Source organism: Sulfurivirga sp., from assembly GCF_015490265.1.
GTDB lineage: Bacteria > Pseudomonadota > Gammaproteobacteria > Thiomicrospirales > Thiomicrospiraceae > Sulfurivirga.
This window is the reverse complement of record NZ_WFYD01000140.1, coordinates 1-19,593: the sequence shown is the minus strand read 5'-3', so window position 1 is coordinate 19,593 and position 19,593 is coordinate 1. Positions and strand designations below refer to the sequence as shown.

19 protein-coding genes are annotated in these 19,593 nt (G+C 63.9%); 5 read left to right on the top strand and 14 right to left on the bottom strand.

Annotation, left to right across the window (positions count from 1 at the left end):
* Positions 1 to 6: 6 nt before the first annotated feature.
* The 7 genes from F8K16_RS09170 to queF all read right to left on the bottom strand — a co-directional run bounded on the left by F8K16_RS09170 (position 7) and on the right by queF (position 5,777).
* Complete coding sequence (locus tag F8K16_RS09170) at positions 7 to 366, bottom strand: ATP synthase subunit I (RefSeq protein WP_294949875.1); 360 nt, start codon at positions 364 to 366, stop codon at positions 7 to 9.
* The gene (locus F8K16_RS09165) at positions 363 to 632 is read right to left on the bottom strand and encodes an AtpZ/AtpI family protein (protein ID WP_294949872.1); all 270 of its coding nucleotides are present in this window, start codon (positions 630 to 632) and stop codon (positions 363 to 365) included. The genes F8K16_RS09170 and F8K16_RS09165 overlap by 4 nt, the downstream gene beginning before the upstream one ends.
* Before the next feature lie 126 nt (positions 633 to 758).
* Positions 759 to 1,625, bottom strand: coding sequence for a ParB/RepB/Spo0J family partition protein (locus F8K16_RS09160; protein ID WP_294949869.1), 867 nt, complete (start codon positions 1,623 to 1,625; stop codon positions 759 to 761).
* A gap of 3 nt (positions 1,626 to 1,628) precedes the next feature.
* Positions 1,629 to 2,399 carry an AAA family ATPase gene (locus F8K16_RS09155; RefSeq protein WP_294949866.1) on the bottom strand — a complete coding sequence of 257 codons (771 nt, stop codon included), beginning with the start codon at positions 2,397 to 2,399 and terminating at the stop codon, positions 1,629 to 1,631.
* A complete protein-coding gene (gene rsmG / locus F8K16_RS09150) occupies positions 2,396 to 3,025 on the bottom strand; it encodes a 16S rRNA (guanine(527)-N(7))-methyltransferase RsmG (protein WP_294949864.1) in 630 nt (209 codons plus the stop codon). The genes F8K16_RS09155 and rsmG overlap by 4 nt, the downstream gene beginning before the upstream one ends.
* On the bottom strand, positions 3,022 to 4,905 hold the full coding sequence (gene mnmG / locus F8K16_RS09145) for a tRNA uridine-5-carboxymethylaminomethyl(34) synthesis enzyme MnmG (protein WP_294949861.1): 1,884 nt from the start codon (positions 4,903 to 4,905) through the stop codon (positions 3,022 to 3,024). Before mnmG ends, rsmG begins: the two co-directional genes overlap by 4 nt.
* Positions 4,906 to 4,955: 50 nt before the next feature.
* The gene (gene queF / locus F8K16_RS09140) at positions 4,956 to 5,777 is read right to left on the bottom strand and encodes an NADPH-dependent 7-cyano-7-deazaguanine reductase QueF (RefSeq protein ID WP_294949859.1); all 822 of its coding nucleotides are present in this window, start codon (positions 5,775 to 5,777) and stop codon (positions 4,956 to 4,958) included.
* Between the two features lie 102 nt (positions 5,778 to 5,879).
* Here queF and F8K16_RS09135 point away from each other — a divergent pair, with 102 nt between their 5' ends.
* Positions 5,880 to 7,589, top strand: a complete 1,710-nt coding sequence (locus F8K16_RS09135) for an autotransporter assembly complex family protein (protein ID WP_294949857.1) — start codon at positions 5,880 to 5,882, stop codon at positions 7,587 to 7,589.
* The gene (locus F8K16_RS09130; protein ID WP_294949854.1) at positions 7,586 to 10,990 is read left to right on the top strand and encodes a translocation/assembly module TamB domain-containing protein; all 3,405 of its coding nucleotides are present in this window, start codon (positions 7,586 to 7,588) and stop codon (positions 10,988 to 10,990) included. Before F8K16_RS09135 ends, F8K16_RS09130 begins: the two co-directional genes overlap by 4 nt.
* Before the next feature lie 192 nt (positions 10,991 to 11,182).
* On the opposite strand, the gene mnmE is transcribed toward F8K16_RS09130, so the two are convergent.
* The 7 genes from mnmE to hemF all read right to left on the bottom strand — a co-directional run bounded on the left by mnmE (position 11,183) and on the right by hemF (position 17,410).
* Positions 11,183 to 12,535, bottom strand: coding sequence for a tRNA uridine-5-carboxymethylaminomethyl(34) synthesis GTPase MnmE (gene mnmE / locus F8K16_RS09125; protein WP_294949851.1), 1,353 nt, complete (start codon positions 12,533 to 12,535; stop codon positions 11,183 to 11,185).
* Between the two features lie 206 nt (positions 12,536 to 12,741).
* Complete coding sequence (yidC, locus tag F8K16_RS09120; protein WP_294949849.1) at positions 12,742 to 14,370, bottom strand: membrane protein insertase YidC; 1,629 nt, start codon at positions 14,368 to 14,370, stop codon at positions 12,742 to 12,744.
* A gap of 12 nt (positions 14,371 to 14,382) precedes the next feature.
* Positions 14,383 to 14,799: a ribonuclease P protein component gene (rnpA, locus tag F8K16_RS09115; protein WP_294949846.1), complete on the bottom strand. Its 417-nt coding sequence runs from the start codon at positions 14,797 to 14,799 to the stop codon at positions 14,383 to 14,385.
* A gap of 13 nt (positions 14,800 to 14,812) precedes the next feature.
* Entirely contained in the window at positions 14,813 to 14,947 is a 135-nt protein-coding gene (rpmH, locus tag F8K16_RS09110) for a 50S ribosomal protein L34 (RefSeq protein WP_074201893.1), read from the bottom strand.
* 146 nt (positions 14,948 to 15,093) lie between these two features.
* Positions 15,094 to 16,008 carry a sulfurtransferase gene (locus F8K16_RS09105; protein WP_294949839.1) on the bottom strand — a complete coding sequence of 305 codons (915 nt, stop codon included), beginning with the start codon at positions 16,006 to 16,008 and terminating at the stop codon, positions 15,094 to 15,096.
* 107 nt (positions 16,009 to 16,115) lie between these two features.
* A complete protein-coding gene (locus F8K16_RS09100) occupies positions 16,116 to 16,487 on the bottom strand; it encodes an RNA-binding S4 domain-containing protein (protein WP_294949835.1) in 372 nt (123 codons plus the stop codon).
* Entirely contained in the window at positions 16,487 to 17,410 is a 924-nt protein-coding gene (gene hemF / locus F8K16_RS09095; RefSeq protein ID WP_294949832.1) for an oxygen-dependent coproporphyrinogen oxidase, read from the bottom strand. Before hemF ends, F8K16_RS09100 begins: the two co-directional genes overlap by 1 nt.
* 156 nt (positions 17,411 to 17,566) lie before the next feature.
* Here hemF and F8K16_RS09090 point away from each other — a divergent pair, with 156 nt between their 5' ends.
* From F8K16_RS09090 to F8K16_RS09080, 3 genes are all read left to right on the top strand, one after another.
* Complete coding sequence (locus tag F8K16_RS09090) at positions 17,567 to 18,385, top strand: M48 family metallopeptidase (RefSeq protein WP_294949829.1); 819 nt, start codon at positions 17,567 to 17,569, stop codon at positions 18,383 to 18,385.
* The gene (locus F8K16_RS09085) at positions 18,385 to 18,831 is read left to right on the top strand and encodes a phosphate-starvation-inducible PsiE family protein (RefSeq protein WP_294949827.1); all 447 of its coding nucleotides are present in this window, start codon (positions 18,385 to 18,387) and stop codon (positions 18,829 to 18,831) included. The genes F8K16_RS09090 and F8K16_RS09085 overlap by 1 nt, the downstream gene beginning before the upstream one ends.
* A gap of 83 nt (positions 18,832 to 18,914) precedes the next feature.
* Positions 18,915 to 19,445, top strand: a complete 531-nt coding sequence (locus tag F8K16_RS09080; protein ID WP_294949823.1) for a ferritin — start codon at positions 18,915 to 18,917, stop codon at positions 19,443 to 19,445.
* The last annotated feature ends 148 nt before the right edge of the window (positions 19,446 to 19,593 follow it).

The window sequence follows — 19,593 nt, the reverse complement described above, 5'->3', positions numbered from 1 at the left end:
CTCTCCCTAGTCAGTCAAACGGCGCTTGCCGGACAGGTTGAACACGCTCGCCAGCTGCATGACCACGAAGGTCAGCACCATGGGCATCGGGTCCAGATCCAGCCACGCCAGCCCCAAACCAAAAAACACGGCAAGCAGAATGAATCTGATCGCCGCACTCATATACAAGACGGTCATGCCGGCCTTGGGGTTGTCCGCTGCGCGGCGGTCCGCCAGACGGAAGCCCTGCCGCAGCAGGAGGGCATTGGCCACACCCAGCCCCCAGCCATAGAGAGCGGGAAGGCCCTGCCCCATCACACCAAAGCCGACGACGGCCAGCAGCCCGGCGCCCAGTTGCAGCGTCAGCGCCTTGCCCACCGCATTCATGACTGCGGGCCGTCCTGTTGTTCGTTCTTCTGCTGCGAGCCACCCAGTGCCCCATCGGCGCGGCGGGTAAGCTCGTGCACCTTCATCATGCCGCCGATCATGCCGAGGATGCCGCAGGCCAGCATGCCGAAGGGGCGGGTGCCCGCCAATTCGTCAATCACATAGCCGACCAGAAAACCGGAGATGACCATGGCGGTAAACATGGTGCCGGCGCCTACCAGCAGAAAGTTGGCGCCTCGGTTTTTCCGTTCCGGTGTCTGGTCCATGCAAAGGCTCGATGCAAATTCCGTTTATGATAACGAGAGCCATATTTATCCGCAATACGAGATGGCGCGGAAACGGCGTAATAACGGGCCTGTCACAAGATGTTGTGGCGCCGCACTCATGAAGCACTACAGCTCTATCGCCAGCAGCTGCAGCAGGCGGTCCAGCTCGTCCGGCGAGGTGAAGCGGATCTCCACCCGTCCCTTGCCACTCTTGCCGGTACGGATGGCCACCCGGGCGCCCAGTTTTTCCGCCAGCCGGTTTTCCAGCGCCACCAGATCCGGATCCTTCTCGTCCGGCTGATCCGATTCCGGCGTCTCCTGCGCCTTTCTGGCCGCCTGCTCCATCTGGCGTACGCTCCAGCCCTGTTCCACCGCCTTGCGCCCCAGTGCCAGCGCCAGCGGTTCCGGCAGCGCCACCAGCGCCCGGGCGTGACCCATGCTCAGCTGGCCGTCATGCACCCAGGCCTGCACCTCGGCAGGCAGATTGAGCAGGCGCAGCAGGTTGCTCACCTGGCTGCGGGACAGCCCCACCGCCTCGGCCAGCTGCTCGTGGGTCAGCGCGAACTCGTCAATCAGGCGGGCCAGACCTTGGGCCTGCTCGATGGGGTTGAGGTCCTCCCGCTGCAGGTTTTCGATCAGCGCCAGAGCCAGGGTCTGCTGGTCGTCCGCCTGACGCACGATCACCGGCACCTCTTTCAGTCCGGCCTGCTGCGCCGCGCGCCAGCGGCGTTCACCGGCGATGATTTCGTAGCCCGTCTCAACCGGACGCACCACAATGGGCTGCACCACCCCCTGCGTACGGATGGAATCCGCCAGCGTGTCCAGCGCCAGCTGATCGAACTGTCGCCGCGGCTGGTAGCGCCCCGGCTGCAGCTGATCCACCGGCAGGGTTTCGATGCGCTGCGCGGTGGTGTGCAGGCTGGCGGCCTTCTCCTTGCCGGTCAGCAGGCGGTCCAGTCCGCGACCGCCCAGTCCCCGTTTTTTCCTTGCCATGACTCAGAGTCCCGTCTTGCGAATCAGTTCGTTGGCCAGCGCCAGATAGGCCATGGCGCCGGTGGAATTGGCGTCGTAGTCCAGAATGGATTCCCCGTAGCTGGGCGCTTCGGCCAGACGCACGTTGCGGGGAATGATGGTCTTGAACACCTGCATGCCGAAGTGGGCCACCAGCTCGCTGGAGACATCGTTGGCCAGGTTGTTGCGCCGGTCGTACATGGTGCGCAGCAGCCCGTCGATGGTCAGGCCCGGATTGAGCGTCTCCTGCACCGTGCGGATGGTGTCCATCAGGGCGGTGAGCCCCTCCAGCGCGAAGAACTCGCACTGCACCGGCACCACCACGCCATCGGCGGCCACCAGGGCGTTGACGGTGAGCATGTTGAGCGTGGGCGGACAGTCGATGACGATGGCATCATATTCCGCCCGCAGCGGGTCGAGCACCTCCCGCAGGCGCAGCGGCCCGCGCGCATGCTCCAGCAGGTCAGCCTCGGCGGCGGTGAGGTCTCCATTGGCCGGCAGCAGGTCCACGCCAGCGGCTTCAATGGGCTGGCGCACCGCATCAAGCGGCGCCTCTTCCAGCAGCAGGTCATAGACGGTATGGGTCAGGGCGTCCTTGTCCACGCCCAGCGAGACGGTGGCATTGCCCTGCGGATCCAGATCCGCCAGCAGCACGCGCTTGCCCAGCCGCGCCAGGGCTGCGGCCAGATTGACCGCCGTGGTGGTCTTGCCCACCCCGCCTTTCTGATTGGCCACCGCCATGATGTGGGCGCTCATGCCGCCTCCCGTCTCAGTTCTACCAGCGTGCGCCGCGCATCCAGCCCGGGCACGGTGATTTCGATGATACGCTCGACCCGCACATCTCCGGGCAGGTCGTCCAGCTCCTGCTCTCCATGGCCCTTCATGGCCCACCAGGCACCGTCTTCACAGGGCAGGTGGGCGGTCAGGCGCACCAAGGCACCCAGTTCGGCAAAGGCACGGGAAATGACCCCCTCGTAACAGCGCTCCGGCTGCCAGGCCTCCACTCGCACCTTGAGCACCTGCGCATTGTCCAGCCCCAGTTCCCGCACCGCCTGACGCATGAAGCGGGTCTTCTTGAGGTTGCTGTCGAGGGTGTCCACCTGCCAGTCGGGCCGCATGATGGCCAGAATCAGCCCCGGAATGCCGGGGCCACTGCCCACATCCAGCCAGCGCGCACCGCGCAGATGAGGCAGCACCGCCAGAGTGTCCAGCACATGGCGGGTCACCATCTCCGCCGGATCGCGCACCGCCGTCAGATTATAGGCGCGGTTCCATTTGTGCAGCAGCGCCACATAGTCCAGCAGCTTCTGCCGCTGCCCGGGTGTCACCTCAAGCCCCAGCGCATCGATGCCTTCATCCAGCCGGGCTGCCGCCATGTTCATGAGGCGGCCTTGCGCTTTTTCAGATGGATCAGCAACAGGGAGATGGCCGCCGGGGTCACGCCGCTGATGCGGCTGGCCTGCCCCAGCGTGGCCGGCCGGTGCTGCTTGAGTTTCTGGCGCACTTCGTTGGACAGTCCTTTGATGGCGTCATAGTCCAGATCGTCCGGCAGCGGGGTGTTCTCCGCCTTGCGCAGCCGTTCGATCTCCTCCTTCTGCCGGGCGATGTAGCCGGCGTACTTGGCCTCGATCTCCACCTGCTCGACAACAGCGTCCGCCTGCTCGGGCAGGGTGCAGCAGTCCAGCTCGCGCAGCTGGGACAGGGTCACACCCGGACGCTTGAGCAGGTCGAACAGGCTCTGCTCCTTGGACAGAGGCGTTTCGGTGAGCGCTTCGGCTTTCTTCGCCTCCGGATGGGCCGGATGCAGCCAGGTGTCCCGCAGCGCCTGCAAGGTTTTTTCGATCGCCTCCATCTTGGCCTCGAAGGCGGCCCAGCGGGCGTCATCCACCAGCCCCAGCTCGCGGCCAATGGGCGTCAGACGCTGGTCGGCGTTGTCCTCCCGCAGCATCAGGCGGTATTCGGCGCGGGAGGTGAACATGCGATAGGGTTCCTGCGTACCCAGGGTGATCAGATCATCCACCAGCACACCCATGTAGGCCTGATCCCGCCGCGGATACCACATTTCCCGCCCCTGCGCCCGCAATGCGGCGTTGGCGCCGGCCAGCAGCCCCTGCGCCGCCGCCTCTTCGTAGCCGGTGGTGCCATTGATCTGTCCGGCGAAGAACAGCCCCTCGATGGCGCCGGTCTCCAGCGTCGGCTTCAGGTGGCGCGGGTCGAAGTAGTCATACTCGATGGCGTAGCCGGGTCGGACGATACGGGCGTTTTCCAGCCCGCGGATGGAACGGACGATCTCCACCTGCACCTCGAACGGCAGACTGGTGGAGATGCCATTGGGATAGAGCTCGTTGGACGTCAGCCCTTCCGGCTCGATGAACACCTGATGGCTGGCCTTGTCGGCAAAGCGCACCACCTTGTCCTCGATGGACGGACAGTAGCGCGGCCCCACCCCTTCGATGACGCCCGCATACATGGGGGACTGGTCCAGCGCACCCTGAATGATCTCATGGGTGCGTTCATTGGTGTGGGTGATGTAGCAGGGCACCTGTGGCGGATGCATCTCCGGCCGGCCCATGAAGGAGAACACCGGCGGCGGCTCATCCCCCGGCTGCTCGGTCATGACGGAAAAGTCCACCGTGCGCGCATCCAGCCGCGGCGGCGTGCCCGTCTTGAGCCGGCCCACCGGCAGATCCAGCTCCCGCAGGCGTGCCGCCAGCCGGTTGCTGGGTTCGTCGCCTGCGCGCCCGCCCTCATAGTTGTTCAGACCGATGTGAATGCGCCCGGCCAGAAAGGTGCCTACCGTCAGCACCACCTGCGGCGCGTAGAATTTCAGTCCCATGCGGGTGACCACGCCGGCGACCCGGTCTCCTTCGAGAATGAGATCCTCCACCGGCTGCTGGAACAGGTCCAGATTGGGCTGCTTCTCCAGCCGGGTGCGGATGGCCTGACGATAGAGCACCCGGTCCGCCTGGGCGCGGGTGGCGCGCACCGCCGGACCCTTGGAGGCGTTGAGAATGCGGAACTGAATGCCGGCCTCGTCAATGGCCAGCGCCATGGCCCCACCGAGGGCGTCCACTTCCTTGACCAGATGACCCTTGCCGATGCCGCCGATGGCCGGATTGCAGCTCATGGCGCCGAGGGTGTCGATGTTATGAGTCAGCAGCAGGGTGTGCACACCCATGCGGGCGGCGGCCAGCGCCGCCTCCGTGCCCGCGTGGCCCCCGCCGACCACGATGACGTCATAATGCTGAATGTCCCGGTCCATGAGCTGCCTCGTGCAGATGAACCGACTATTTTACCCCACCCCCGGAACACCTACTGGCGCACCAGCCGCGCCAGTGGCCACTCCACCGTGTAATTGGCCCGGTAAGGATTGATGTCCAGCCCGCCACGGCGCACATAGCGGGCATAGACCAGCAATCGATCAGGCTGACAATGACGCATCAGGTCGGTGAAGATGCGTTCCACGCACTGCTCGTGAAACTCCCAGTGGTGGCGATAGGAAACGATGTAGCGCAGCAGGCCGGCCCGGTCGATGCGCGGACCGTGGTAGCGGATGACCACCGTGCCCCAGTCCGGCTGGCCGGTGACCAGGCAGTTGGACTTGAGCAGGTTGGAATGAAGCGTCTCCTCCACCGGCTCGCCGCCAGCACGCAGATGGTGTGGTGCCAGCTCATAGTCCTCGATGGTGACGGCCTGATCATCCAGGCACACGCCGGGCGGCTCGGCATCGCAACGGGGTGCCTCCGCAAGGGGAAACAGCGCCACCGCCACCGTCTCGCCCGCGGCGGAGGAGAGATCCCGCACCAGCGTCTCCCGTACCGTCTCCCAGCTGTCGAAACGGGTGTCATTGAAACTGTTGAGATAGAGTTTGAAGGATTTGGACTCGATCAGGTTGGGGCTTTCGGCCGGAAAGAGAAACTGCCCCACCGCCACCTGCGGCAGCCCGTCCGGATTGAGCCAGGAGAGCTCATAGGCCGTCCACGCGTCCACACCATGGAACGGCAGCGCATCCGCCCGCAGCCCCAACTCGTCCCGCTTGTCCTGCCGCGGGATAGGACACAGAAGATCCGGCGCATACTGGCTGCAGTAGGCGGTTTTCCTGCCCAGGGGCGTGTTTTCGTAGGAAAAACCCATCGATTCGCTCCGCGAGAAAAATCGACCCGGCAAAAATGGGGGAGACCCCGTCGATTATAGCGGACGGACGCCGATTACAATGGCAGGGACATGACCTATACCATGAAACGCTTTCTGCCGCTGTGGCTGATGCTGTGGACCCTGCCGGCGCTGGCCGCTCACTTTCAACTGCAGATCATCGGTGTCAAAGGAGCGCTGAAGGACAATGTACGCGCCCACGTGGACGGTCTGATCCTGCCATGCGATGCCCGGCCCCTACAGGCCCACCTGCTGGCACGCCGGCTTGAGCGGCAGGCCCGCAGGGCGCTGGAAGCCCTCGGCCACTATCGCGCCGATGTCAGAGTCGCGATGCGTCATGACACCTGCTGGCACGCCACATTGCGCATCGATCCGGGGGCACCGGTGCGTATCGGCCAGCTGACATTACGCGTCCTCGGCCCCGGTGCCGGGGATCCCGCCTGGCAGCAGCTGGCGCAAAAAAGCGGCCTGAAACCAGGGCAGACGCTGAACCACGGACACTACGAACAACTCAAGCGGGACTGGCAGCGCCATGCACGGGAACAGGGCTATTTCGACGCCCGTTTTCGTACCCATGAAATCGCGGTGGATCCGGATGCCGGGCAAGCTGACATCCGATTGATCCTGACAACCGGTTCCCGCTATCGTTTCGGCACCACCGACATTGCCACTGCGCGCCTGGATCCCGATCTGGTGCATCGCTTCCTGCGCTGGAAAAGGGGTGAACCCTTCCGGTTGCGGGCACTGCTCGACACCCAGCAGGATCTGACCGACAGCGGCTATTTCGCCAGCATCATCGTGCGCGCCGTGCCGGAACGGCGTGCGCAGGGCATGGTGCCGGTGCGGGTGGAAGGCGCACCGGCCCGGCGCTGGCTCGCCAAGGGTGGCGTCGGCTACAGCACCGATACCGGCCCGCGCCTGAATCTGGGGCTGGACAACCGCCGTGTCAACCGACAGGGACATCAGGCGCATCTGGGACTGCTGCTCTCACCGGCCCGTTCCGAAACCACCCTGCGCTATGACATTCCATTGACCCGTCCGCACACCGACCGGTTCACCTTCACCGGCGGCTATCAGCACGAAGACACCGACGCTCAGTTGTCCGACCGCTGGCAGCTGGGCATCCAGTGGGTCGAGGCGCTGCCTTCAGACTGGCTGCGCACCGTCGGTGTGGCTTTCGAACACGAACGCAGCCGGGTGGCTGGCGTGGACGACACCTACCGCCTGCTCATGCCCTCACTCAGCTTCACCCGACGCGAAACCGACCGGCTGCTGTTTCCCCGCCGCGGCTGGCGCGTCAGCCTCTCCGCCCGCATGGCCGCCCGGGCCCTGCTGAGCGACGTGGGCTTTACCCAGCTTCGGCTGGATGCCAACTGGCTCCACCCGCTGGGATCGGGTCGGCTGGGCACACGCCTGAGCATGGGCACCACCTTCGGCGACGACATCGACCGGCTGCCGGCCAGTATCCGCTTTTTCGCCGGCGGCGACCAGTCGGTACGCGGTTACGGCTACCAGAGTCTCGGCCCGAAGGATGCTGATGGCAAGGTGGTGGGCGGACGCAATCTGATCACCGCCTCGGTGGGCTACCTCCATCCGGTATGGCGCCGCCTGCACACCGGCCCTTTCATGGACGTCGGCAACGCCTTCAACCAGTCACCGGAGCTCAAGCGAGCGGTGGGCTGGGCCCTCGTATGGGATAGCCCGGTCGGCCCCATTGAGCTGGACATGGCGCACCCACTGGATGATCCAACCGGCGGGGTGCGCTTCCACTTCACGCTGGGGATGGCGCTGTGATCGGCCGCACCCTGACCACCCTGCTCGCCCTGCTGCTGGTGTTCACGGTGACTCTGACAGCCCTGCTGGGCAGTCAGAGCGGCAGCCACTGGCTGACCCGGACACTGCTGGAAAAGGCCGGTGCACGAGCCGAACACATTGAAGGCACTCTGCTTGACAGGCTCACCCTCCACCAGCTGCGCTGGCAGAATGGACAGCGCCGCCTGCGGGTGGAGCGACTACAACTGAGCTGGCTGCCCACCGAGCTGCTGCACGGTCGGATTCATATCACCTGGATGTCGGCGGCAGGCGTGCGCTGGCAGGCACCGACTGCTACTGCGCAACCGGCAACACACCTCACCCTGCCAGATGCGCTGCCATCTGTCAGGGTGGACCAGTTGCAGATTCGAGACATCCGCTGGAACGGTATGTCCCTGACGGCGGTCACCCTCTCCGCCACCGCCACACGCAGGCAACTGGCGCTTCACTCCCTGATGCTGCGCCTGCGGGATAAAGCGTGGCAAGGCTCGGGTGTGCTGCGGCTGGAACCTCAGCAACGGCTGAACCTGTCGCTGCGCTGGACGCTCCATGGCGAGGCTCTGCCGACACTGGCCGGAGAAGGGCGTCTGCACGGGCCCCTTGACCGTCTTGAGCTGGAGCACCGTTTCAGCGCGCCCGTTCCCGCACGGCTGCATGGCCTGTTCAATGCCCTCAACGAACACGGCGAGCTCACTCTGACCGTGCCCCGCGCGGACTGGCCCCTGCAGGGTGCGCCCCGCCTCACGGCCCGGACACTGACACTGCACTGGCAGGGTCAGCCGCAGGATTACCGACTCTCCCTCCACACCCGTCTGCACCCCTCCGGGTACGTCCCCATTACCCTGCATCTTGATGGCATGGGGGATCTTCGCCAGTTCCGCGCCACGCGCCTCAACCTGCGTCCGCCCCACGGTGCGGTCAGCGGCAGCGGCATGGTGGACTGGGCACAGGACCTGCACTGGCAGCTGACCCTCACAGGCCGGGCGCTCGATCCGGGCGATTTCCATCCAGGCCTTTCCGGACGACTGGGGTTTTCCGCCCGACTGGACGGAAAGGGACGGCAGGCACACCTGACGCTCGACCCTTTGCATGGGCAGCTCAACGACCGACCCCTGCGGGGAAGGGCCAAAGTCCGCTGGAACGGGGCGGCGCTCCACATCGACGCCCTGACGCTCACCCAGGGAGAGGGCAACCGGCTGAGCGCACGGGGAATCCTCTCTACGCAACGGGCCAAGGTGCACATCCACGCTCGACTGGCCGCCCTGAATGCCCTGCTGCCCGAGTCCTCCGGCCAGCTGCGGGGTGATATGTCCCTCGAAGGCCCATGGCAACAGCTGGAAATGGGGGGCATGCTGGAAGGCGATCATCTGCGCTGGAGAGCATGGCGGGTGGATCGGCTTACCACCCGCCTGAACCTGCAGGCGCAACGCCTTCAGGGACGGCTCAGCGCCAGCAATGTGACCGACGGCCACCACACCCTGCAACAGGTCGCCCTTACGCTGGACGGCACCCCGCAGCGGCACGGCATCTCCTTGCACGCCCGCCACGCCAACGGCCGTCTTGATGCCCGGCTCAGTGGAGGACTTGAGAATCATCAGCGCTGGCACGGACATCTGAACACCCTTCGGCTCGCTCTGCCCCATGGCCTGATCAGACTGGAACGGGTCGTCCCGCTGATTCTCTCCACCCGCAGCGCCAGCATGCACAACCTGTGCCTGCAGCTTCACAGTCGGGAAGACAGCGGCCGCCTGTGCGCCGAAGGGGCCTGGCGGGAAGGCCGTTCTCTGTCACTGAGCGCCTCGCTCCAGAACGCACCGCTGGCGCTGCTTGCACCCCTGCTGCCCGAACAGACCGCCCTTTCCGGTCATGCCGACGGCCAGCTTGAACTGGCCGGCCCGATGGCCGACCCCCACGGGCGACTGCAAGGGCGCATTGACGCGGAAATGCGTCATGCCGGTCAGCGCCTGACGCTGCAACTGGCACCCATCAGCCTGCGACTGGCCCGGCACCGTCTGAGCGGTCACATTCAACTGGCCGATACAGCCCGTCACGCCAGTGGACAGTTCACATTCACCCTGAATGACCTCATGCGCAGCCGTGACCCGGACCTTGATGGCCGGCTGCGACTGACACTGCCGGATCTGGCCGTCCTCCAACCACTGCTGCCGTCCCGTCTGGGCGTTGATGCGCTGCGGGGACGGGCCGAAGCGGACCTGCATCTCGACGGCACCTTGCGCCAGCCACATCTCAAAGGCGTCCTTGCGGTGCGTCATGCCCGCTTCAATCTGCTCAGCACAGGCACCCACATTGATGCGATGAACCTGACCCTGAATGTGCCCGACTACAATCGGCCACTCGCCATACGGGGTCAACTGCGCAGCGGGAAGAGAACGCTGAACCTCGAGGGCCGGCTCAGCCCGCTGACCGAAGCCGAACCACATCTGAACCTGCATCTGACAGGCAGTGCCTTCCCCCTGCTGGACCTGCCCGAAGCGCGCGCTCGCGTCAGCCCGGACCTGCGGCTCGCCCTCGACCGCCATACCCTCACGCTGCGGGGAACGGTACATGTGCCCGATGCGGACATCCGCATACCCACCTTGCCACCCAAAGCCGTGGATGTCTCCCCCGACGCCAAGGTGGTCGGCACCCGTCATGAGCACATCAGCCATGGTCCGGCCATGGATGTGCAGATCAATGTCATCCTGGGCGATCGTGTCCGTCTGCGCGCCCTCGGGCTCGACACCCGTCTTGCCGGCGATCTGATGCTGCATCAGAAAACCCCTCAGCCGCCAGGCGTCTATGGCGCCATCTCGCTCAAAGAAGGGTATTACAGCCGTTTCGGCGTCAAGCTGCGCATCACCCGTGGACAGCTGATCTTCGCCGGTCCACCGGACAATCCGGCACTGGACGTGGTGGCCCAGCGACAGGTGGAGGAAACGCTGGCCCGCCTGCATCTGAGCGGCACTTTGCAGCAGCCCCGCACCGAACTGAGCACCGAGCCACCCATGTCCCAGGCGGACGCCCTGGCCCTGCTGCTCACCGGCCGACCGGTGGCGCAGAGCTCCCGCAAGGCGTTGCTGCTGATGGCGCAGGTGGCCTACGCCCTCAATGTGCAGGACGATTCGGGCAGTCTTACACAGACCATTCAGCAGAAACTGGGCGTGGACGAACTCAGCGTCAAGGGCGGAGACACCCTGCAGGAAGCCCGGCTGGTGCTTGGCAAATACCTCAGCCCGGCTCTCTACGTGCGGCTCAGCAGCGGACTGTTCGAAAGCACCAATGTGCTCACCCTCAGTTACCGGCTCAGCCGCCATCTGACACTGGAAGCCCAGGCCGGCGCCATCCGCGCCGTGGACCTGCTGTTCCAGCGCCAATTTGACTGAACCGACACCGAAAAGCCTCCTGAAGCGAGCACCCTCGGCCTGCACCGACCGACAAGACCGCAAAATCCGGGGAAACACCGTAGCGAACGGCGTTTCCAGTCAAAAAGCCGTCAGCACACAGGGAAATCGCGGCACGCCGCCGCGCGGCTGGCAGGTCACTCTGTAAAAATGGGGGAGACCCCGTGGAAAAGGCTATTTGCCGATACAGAAGCTGGAGAAGATCTCCCCCAGCAGATCGTCTGAGGTGAAGCGACCGGTGATGCTCTCCAGCGCCTGCTGCGCCTGACGCAGATCCTCAGCCAGCAGCTCGCCGGCGGCGTGGAAGGCCAGATTTTCCGCGCCGGTCTTCAACTGGGTCAGGGCGTCCTGCAAGGCTTCCACATGGCGCCGGCGCGCCATGAACACCCCGTCAGGCGTCTGAGCGTAACCCACCGCCCGTTTCAGGTGATCCCGCAGCAGCTCCAGCCCCTGCCCGTGCTTGGCCGACAGCCAGATGACCGTGCGCCCGTCCTGCATTTCCACATGGGGCTCTGCGCCGATCAGATCGATCTTGTTGCGCACCACGGTCACCGGCATGGCAGGCGGCAGTTTTTCCAGAATGGCGGCGTCTTCCGGCGCGATCTCCCCGTCTGCGGGAATGACCACCAGCGCGTGATCCGCCTGTTCGATCGCCTGCCAGGCCCGTTCAATGCCGATGCGCTCGACCACATCTTCCGTCTCCCGCAGGCCCGCGGTGTCCACAATATGCAGCGGCAGACCGTCGATCTGGATGTGCTCCCGGATGGTGTCGCGTGTGGTGCCGGCAATGTGGGTGACAATAGCGCTCTCTCGCCCCGCCAGCGCGTTGAGCAGGCTGGACTTGCCCGCGTTGGGGCGCCCGAGGATGACCACCGTCATACCTTCCTGCAACAGCGCCCCCTGCTGCGCCACAGCCAGCAGATTTTCCAGCTGGTCGATCAGCGCCCGCAGCTTCTCCGCCACCTGCCCGTCGGCGAGAAAGTCGATCTCCTCCTCGGGAAAGTCGATAGCCGCCTCCACATACAGGCGCAGGTTGATCAACCCCTGCACCAGTTCATCCACCTGCCGGGCGAAGTCACCCTGCAGACTCTTGAGGGCGCTTTTCGCCGCCTGCTCGGTGGTGGCGTTGATCAGATCAGCGATCGCCTCGGCCCGGGTCAGATCCAGCTTGTCGTTGAGAAAGGCGCGACGGGAGAATTCGCCCGGCTCCGCCAGCCGCGCGCCGAGCGCCAGCACCCGCCGAAGCAGCCATTCCAGCACCACGGGACCGCCATGGCCCTGCAGCTCCAACACGTCTTCACCAGTAAACGAATGGGGGCCGGGAAAGAACAGCGCGATGCCCTCGTCCAGCACCTCGCCGTTATCGCCGTAGAAGGGGCCGTAATGGGCGTATCGGGGCGTGAGGTCGCGGCCGGTGACTGCCTCGGCGATGGCGCGCGTCTGCGGGCCGGAGACACGCACGATGCCGATGCCGCCGTGACCGGGCGGTGTGGCAATGGCGGCTATGGTGTCATCGTCCCGCAGCATCCGGGTCTCCCAAAATAGCACCATGGACTGGGATAAGCCGCACAGCGATTTGTGGAGCCATCTTAGTGGCTGTTGGCATCAGAAGCGGATCAGCGCGGCGCATGTCTGACCGCAGGGAGTTTGCGCCGCGCCCGCTTCAAGCCTTACAGCCACTTGATGGCGGAACCATGAGCGAGCAGGCTTATCCCAGTCTGCAAAAGTGTGACTTACCCTTCCTGCTCAATCTTGCGGGTGATGTACCACTGCTGGGCAATGGACAGCAGGTTGTTGACCACCCAGTAGAGCACCAGCCCGGACGGGAACCACAGGAAGAAGATGGTGAAGATGATCGGCATCAGCTGCATCACCTTCTGCTGTGTCTCGTCCATCATGGTGGTCGGGTTGAGCTTCATCTGCAGCCACATGCTCGCGCCCATGATCAGCGGCAGCACGAAATAGGGATCCGGCGCGGACAGGTCGTCAATCCACAGAATCCACGGCGCCTGACGCAGCTCCACCGAATAGAGCAGCACCCAGTAGAGGGCGATGAACACCGGCATCTGCACCAGAATGGGCAGGCAGCCGCCCATGGGGTTGATCTTCTCCTCCCGATACAGCTGCATCAGCTTCTGCTGGAACAGCTGCTTGTCGTCGCCGTAGTTCTCCTTCAGCTGCTGCAGCTTGGGCTGGAACTTGCGCAGCTTCGCCATGGAGCGGTAGCTGGCCTCCGACAGCTTGTAGAAGGCCAGCTTGACCAGAATGGTGAGGATGATGATCGCCCAGCCCCAGTTGCCCACCAGATTGTGAATCTGCTTCAGCAGCCAGAACAGCGGCTCGGCGATGATGGTGAGCACGCCGTAGTCCTTGGTCAGCTCCAGGCCTTCCGCCAGCGGCTCCAGCAGTTCTTCGATCTCCGGGCCGAGGAAGTAGGTGTGCTCGAAGGAGACCGACTGGCCCGGCGCGGCCGCCTTCACCGGCGAGATCACGCCCACCACGAAGCGATCCGTACCCAGGGGCTTGCCATAGAAGGTGTTGGTGGCGTTCTGATCCGGCACGATGGCACCGAGGAAATAGTGCTGAATCATGGCCACCCAGCCACCCTGGGCCGGTTTGGCCTGAATGGGCTGCTTCAGCAGATCATCGAAATCCACCTTCTGATACTTGTTCTCAGGATCGTAGAACACCGGCCCGGTGTAGGTGAAGATCAGCCGGCTGGCGTTGGGCACGTAGCGGTTGCGCTGAAGCTGGCTGTAGAGGGACCCCTGCCAGGGCTTTTGCGCATGGTTCTCCACCTGATAGCGCACCCTGACCACATAGCTGCCGCGGGTGAACACATAGGTCTTGGTGACCTTCACTCCGTTCTTTTGCCACACGAAGGGCACCTCCAGCGTGTCCCCCTTCAGCGTGTAGTCATTTTTGGCCGCCTGCCACACCACCTTGTGGGTGGGTGCGGGACTGCCGTCCGGCGTGGTCAGACCGTTCTGCACGATGAAGAACAGCGGCCCCTGATCGGCCAGCAGGGTGAAAGGCTTGTCCTTTTCCTCCGAGCTGGCGGCGAACTTGAGCAGCTTCGCCACCCGGATGTCGCCCCCCTGACGGTCCAGTTCCATGTCGAACACATCGGTGCGCACATGCACCCGCCCGGCGCTGGCCACCGCCGTCTTCACGCTCGGCGCCTCATTGGGCGCGCCGGCAGCCTTCTGCCCCGTGGCAGCCGCCTTCGGCACATCGGTGGCGGTCTGCTGTGCGGCAGGCTGGGTCTGAACCGGCTTCGGCGCGGTAAACCTGACCCACTCCATCCAGATCCACATCAGCGTGAAGGCCAGAGCAATCCACCAGAGGGCACGGGTGTTCATGAAACGGATTCCTTATGATGCGTTGTTGGGCTGCTGTCGTTCGATCTTGCCGATCAGGTGCTCGAAGCTGCGTGTCAGCGTGGCATTGTCGGTCTCGGCGGCGCCCCGGCGCGCCAGAACCACAATATCATAGCCGACCAGTCTGCGCTTATGACGGCGGAAGGCCTCCCGGGCCAGTCGCTTGAGGCGGTTGCGGCTGTGCGCCTTGCCGGCCTGCTTGCGGGAGATGACCAGCCCCATGCGGGGAACGGGCAGACCATTGGGGCGGACAAGAAAGGTCCAGTGACGGTTGGCAAACTTGACCGCGTCGTCAAACACCCGGGCAAACTGGGCCGGGGTCAGCAGTCTCAGTTCCTTGGGAAAAGTTTGACCGGCCAGAAGCCGGTCAGCATCCATATCCTGCGCGGGCGCTGACGGATGGTCAGCCATCAGGGGCGCGGACTTACGGAGTCAGACGCTTGCGACCCTTGGCGCGGCGACGGGCCAGAACCTTGCGGCCGTTCTTGGTGGCCATGCGCGCGCGGAAACCGTGAGTGCGCTTGCGCTTGAGCACGCTGGGTTGAAATGTTCTTTTCATGACTCGATTCCTTGTTCTGTCGTAGCTCTGAATGACGGCGAACGCCGAATTTTACCTATTTTCATGCATTTGGCAAGCTTATCCACTGGCGGAAACGAAAACGCCCCGCACACGGGCGGGGCGTTCCAGCCAAAAATGTCGGACGCTTACTTGTTGTTCCACCTAAAGCGCTCGACCGGCTTGCCATGCAGGGTCCACAGATGCATGGAGCCGTCATACAGCTTGACCTTCTTGTTGCCGAGGATCTCATGCAGGATGAACCAGTTGCCTGTGGCCAGGTGACCGGTGTTGCAGTAGACGATGCTCGGCTTGCTCAGATCCACGTTGATGGCGGCAGCCGCCTTCTTGTAGGTCTCGGCATCGAAGAACTTGGCCGGCTTGGCGGACGTGTTCAGCGTCACACCGAAGAACTTGGCGCCCGGAATGTGCCCGGCGGCCTTGACGGAGCCCTTGTGCCAGGTGCCGAGGTACAGACCCATGTCACGGCTGTCCAGCAGCTGATAGCCGTTCTTGGCTGCGCTGGCCACTTCATCGGTGGAAGCGTAGATGGACGTGTCCGCGTCCTTGGCGGTGAAGTTGCCGGGCTTGACGGAGGCGGCGTGACCCTTCTTCTCCATGGGCAGCTTGGCCTTCTTCCACGCCTTGTTGCCGCCGTTCATGATGGCCACGTTGTCATAGCCGTAGTACTTGAACTGCCAGTAGATGCGGGTGGCCTGGGTGGCATCGCCGAAGCCCTTGCCGGCGTAGGTCAGCACCACGGCATCGCCATTGTTGATGCCCCAGCTGCGCACCATCTTCTGCCAGTCTTCCTTGGAGGGCACCAGACCCTTGGCCTTCACGCCCTCGATGGTGCCCTTGACACGCACTTTCTTGTAATCCACCGGAATGGCGCCCGGCAGCTTGGATGTGGTCTTCTTCTTGCCGATGTCCAGCAGCTTGATTTCACCCTTGTGGGCATTGACCCAGGCGGGATCCACCAGCGGACCGGGGACATTCAGGGCGTAGGCCTGCGCACTCAGAAAGGCGCCGCTCAGGGCAACCGCTTTCCACATGACTTTCATCGTTGACCTCCTTGCAGGAAATAAGAAAATGATGAAACAGGTCAAGAGTTTACCTAATAGATTCGATAAACCGTAATCAAAAAATTTTATTATGGGGCTGTAAAAATCTAATCTCCCAGCCAGCGTTCGATCTGCCGACGCTCCCGCTTGGTGGGGCGGCCCCGTCCCTTCTCCCGGAAACCGGCCAGCGCCAGCGCCGGATCCGGCGCGCGCTGGTTGAGCAGCTCCTTTTCCAGCCTGTAAAGCTGCTGCGCCGCCTCCGCCGGACCACGCCGGTCGGACAGGGCGACCACCTCCACCCACACCTTGCGATGGGCCTGGGTGATCTCCAGCTGGTCACCCACCTTCACGGCCCGCCCCGGCTTGGGCGCGTGGCCATCCAGCTTGACCTTGCCGCCTCTGATGGCCTCGGTGGCCAACGCACGCGTCTTGAAAAAGCGCGCCGCCCACAGCCATTTGTCCAGCCTTACCTTGTCCATCAGTCAAACGGCAGCCACTCGCGCGGTTCGCGCAGCACTTCCACCAGTTCGGCCTCCGGCGTACCCGGCTCCGGCTGGTGATCATACTTCCACGCCGCAAGCGGCGGCATGGACATGAGGATGGATTCGGTGCGCCCGCCGGTCTGCAGCCCGAACAGGGTGCCGCGGTCATAGACCAGGTTGTATTCCACATAGCGCCCGCGGCGGATCAGCTGCCACTGACGCTCGCGCTCGCCGTAGGCGGTATCCTTGCGTCGTGCCAGGATGGGGCGATAGGCTTCGATGTAGGCGTCCCCCACCGCGCGCATGAAGGCGAAGCAGGTGTCAAAGTCCCAGTCGTTGAGGTCATCGAAGAACAGTCCGCCCACCCCGCGGGTTTCACCACGGTGCCTGATGTAGAAATAGTCATCACACCACTTCTTGAAACGGGGATAGACCTCCTTGCCAAAGGGTTCGCAGGCGGCGCGGGCGATCTCATGCCAGTAGCGGGCGTCCTCCTCGAACAGATAGAAAGGGGTCAGATCAAAACCGCCACCGAACCACCACACCGGCTCCTCACCCGCCTTCTCCGCCACGAACAGGCGCACATTGGCGTGGCTGGTGGGGGCGTAGGGATTGCGGGGGTGAATCACCAGCGACACGCCCATGGCCTGAAAGCTGCGCCCGGCCAACTCGGGCCGGTGGGCGGTGGCGGAGCGGGGCAGCTCCTCCCCGAACACATGGGAGAAGTTGACCCCGCCCTTTTCGATCACCTGCCCTTCCAGCACGCGGGTGACGCCACCGCCTGTGAGTTTCATCTGCCCTTCCGGTTCGGGACGGGTCCACTCATCGGTGATGAAACGGCCGCCGTCTTCCTCCTCCAACTGGCGGCAGATGTCATCCTGCAGGCTGCGCAGATACGCCCGAACGGCTTGCAAATCCATGGTCGGCTCCTACAATCAGTCAGACAATGCCATGCATTTTAAGCGGGTAAATCCATCATGCACAGACGATTACGGAACGGGGTCTCCCCCATTTTTGCCGGACGGTTTCTTGCGCGGCTGAAAAAAACGCTGTTTTTCGCCCTTCTGAGCGTCTCTGTGGCCCTGACAGGCTGCGCCACGCAGAAAACCACCGCGCGGGGCGCCGTCGGCGTGGACCGCAGCCAGCTGATGCTGGTCTCCGAACAGCAGCTGGAGCGGGACGCCGCCAAAAGCTACCGGCAGGTACTGGCCGAAGCGAAGAAGGCCGGCAAACTGGACACCGACCCGAAACTGCTGGCCAGAGTACGCCGCATCGTGCAGCGCATGATCCCGCAGACGGCGGTGTTCCGCCCCAACGCGCCCAAGTGGCACTGGGAGGTGCATGTCATCGACTCGGACGAGCTCAACGCCTGGTGCATGCCTGGCGGCAAGATCGTGGTCTATTCCGGACTGGTGAAGAAACTGAAACTGACTGACGACGAACTGGCGGCGGTGCTGGGGCATGAGATCTCCCACGCCCTGCGGGAGCACGCCCGCGAGCGCATGTCCCAGGCCATGCTGGCCAATCTGGCGCTGAACATCGGCGCCATCGCCCTGGGTGCCGGCCAGACCGAACAGCAGCTGGCCGCCATGGCCTACAACATCACCGTGGGGCTGCCATTCTCCCGCCTGCATGAGGAGGAGGCCGACAGAATGGGCGTGGAACTGGCCGCCCGTGCCGGCTACAATCCCTACGCCGCCGTCAACGTGTGGAAGAAGATGAAGAAGCTGGGCAGCGGTGCCCCGCCGGAGCTGCTGAGCACCCACCCCAGCTACGACACCCGCATCCACATTCTGGAAAAGACGGCCAAACGGGTCTGGCCCCTGTATGAAAAGGCGCGCCGGGCAGGCGCACATCGAATCAGCCACACCACTCTGATGAGGAAGCGGGTCTGATGGAACGACCCACGCTGTTCATCCGCCGCTTTCTCGAACAGGCCAACCGCGGTCTGCACATCTTCATCGCCCTGGCGCTGCTGGTGGCCGCCGCGCTGGTCGTGGCGCAGTTCTTCATCAACCTGTGGCAGGCGTTCGAGCAGCAGATCTACATCCGCGGCTTTCTCGACGCGCTGGGCAACCTGTTCATCCTGTGGATCCTCTCCTCGCTGATCAGCGCCGAGATCCGCTGGATGAAATATGGCACCTTCGACATCATCGTCTTCGTGGAGGTGGTGCTGATCACCCTGCTGCGCCAGCTGGTGCTGCTGCCGGTGGAAAATGAACACTTCTCCACCACCTGGGCGTGGACCTACGGATTGGTGACCCTGGCCATTCTGGCCGTGGGTGTGGTCTATTACCTGATGCGCCGCCAGCCGCCGCCGACGGTGGACGACCCGCTGTGACAAAAGCGGGCGATCCTTCTTGAAAAACCCTATCATTGAACCTATGCCTTTAAGGCATTGACAATCAACCAAGGAGGGTCGCCATGCTGAGCGAGAACATCTACACACTGCTGAACAACCAGGTCACCGAAGAACAGAACGCCGCCTACAAATACCTGCAGATGGCCGCCTGGGCGGCGGAAAAGGGGCTGGACGGCGCGGCGAAGTTCTTCCGCACCCACAGTCAGGAAGAGGAAGGCCATCGGGACCGCATCTTCGACTATCTGATCGAAACCGGCCAGTCCGTGCGGCTGGGCGAGCTGCCGGCGCCGCAGGCGGAGTTCTCCAGCCTGATGGATGTGATCCAGGCCGCCTATGAACACGAAAAGCGGGTCACCCGACTGATCAAGAACATCGCCGAACAGAGTTTCGCCGAGAAGGACTACCAGACCTTCAATTTCATCCAGTGGTTCATCGCCGAGCAGCATGAGGAAGAAGCCCTGTTCATGACCGTTCTGGACAAGGCGAAGGTGCTCGGTTACACCGGTCAGGACAGCGGCGAGGCACTCTATCTCTTCGACCAGTATCTGGCCGGTGCCCACGGCGGAGAAAAGGAAGGCGGCGAAAACGCCTGAATTCAGCGCAGCGGCGTGCCGGTCAGCCCATCATAGATGGGCGTGGGGCCGGCATGGCCGCCCAACGCCCCTTCCACGCAGCCGGCCAGGGCCTCGCCGAAGCTGCCGATGGCCTGCTCACAGCTGAGCGCCGGCGGCTGGCCGCTTA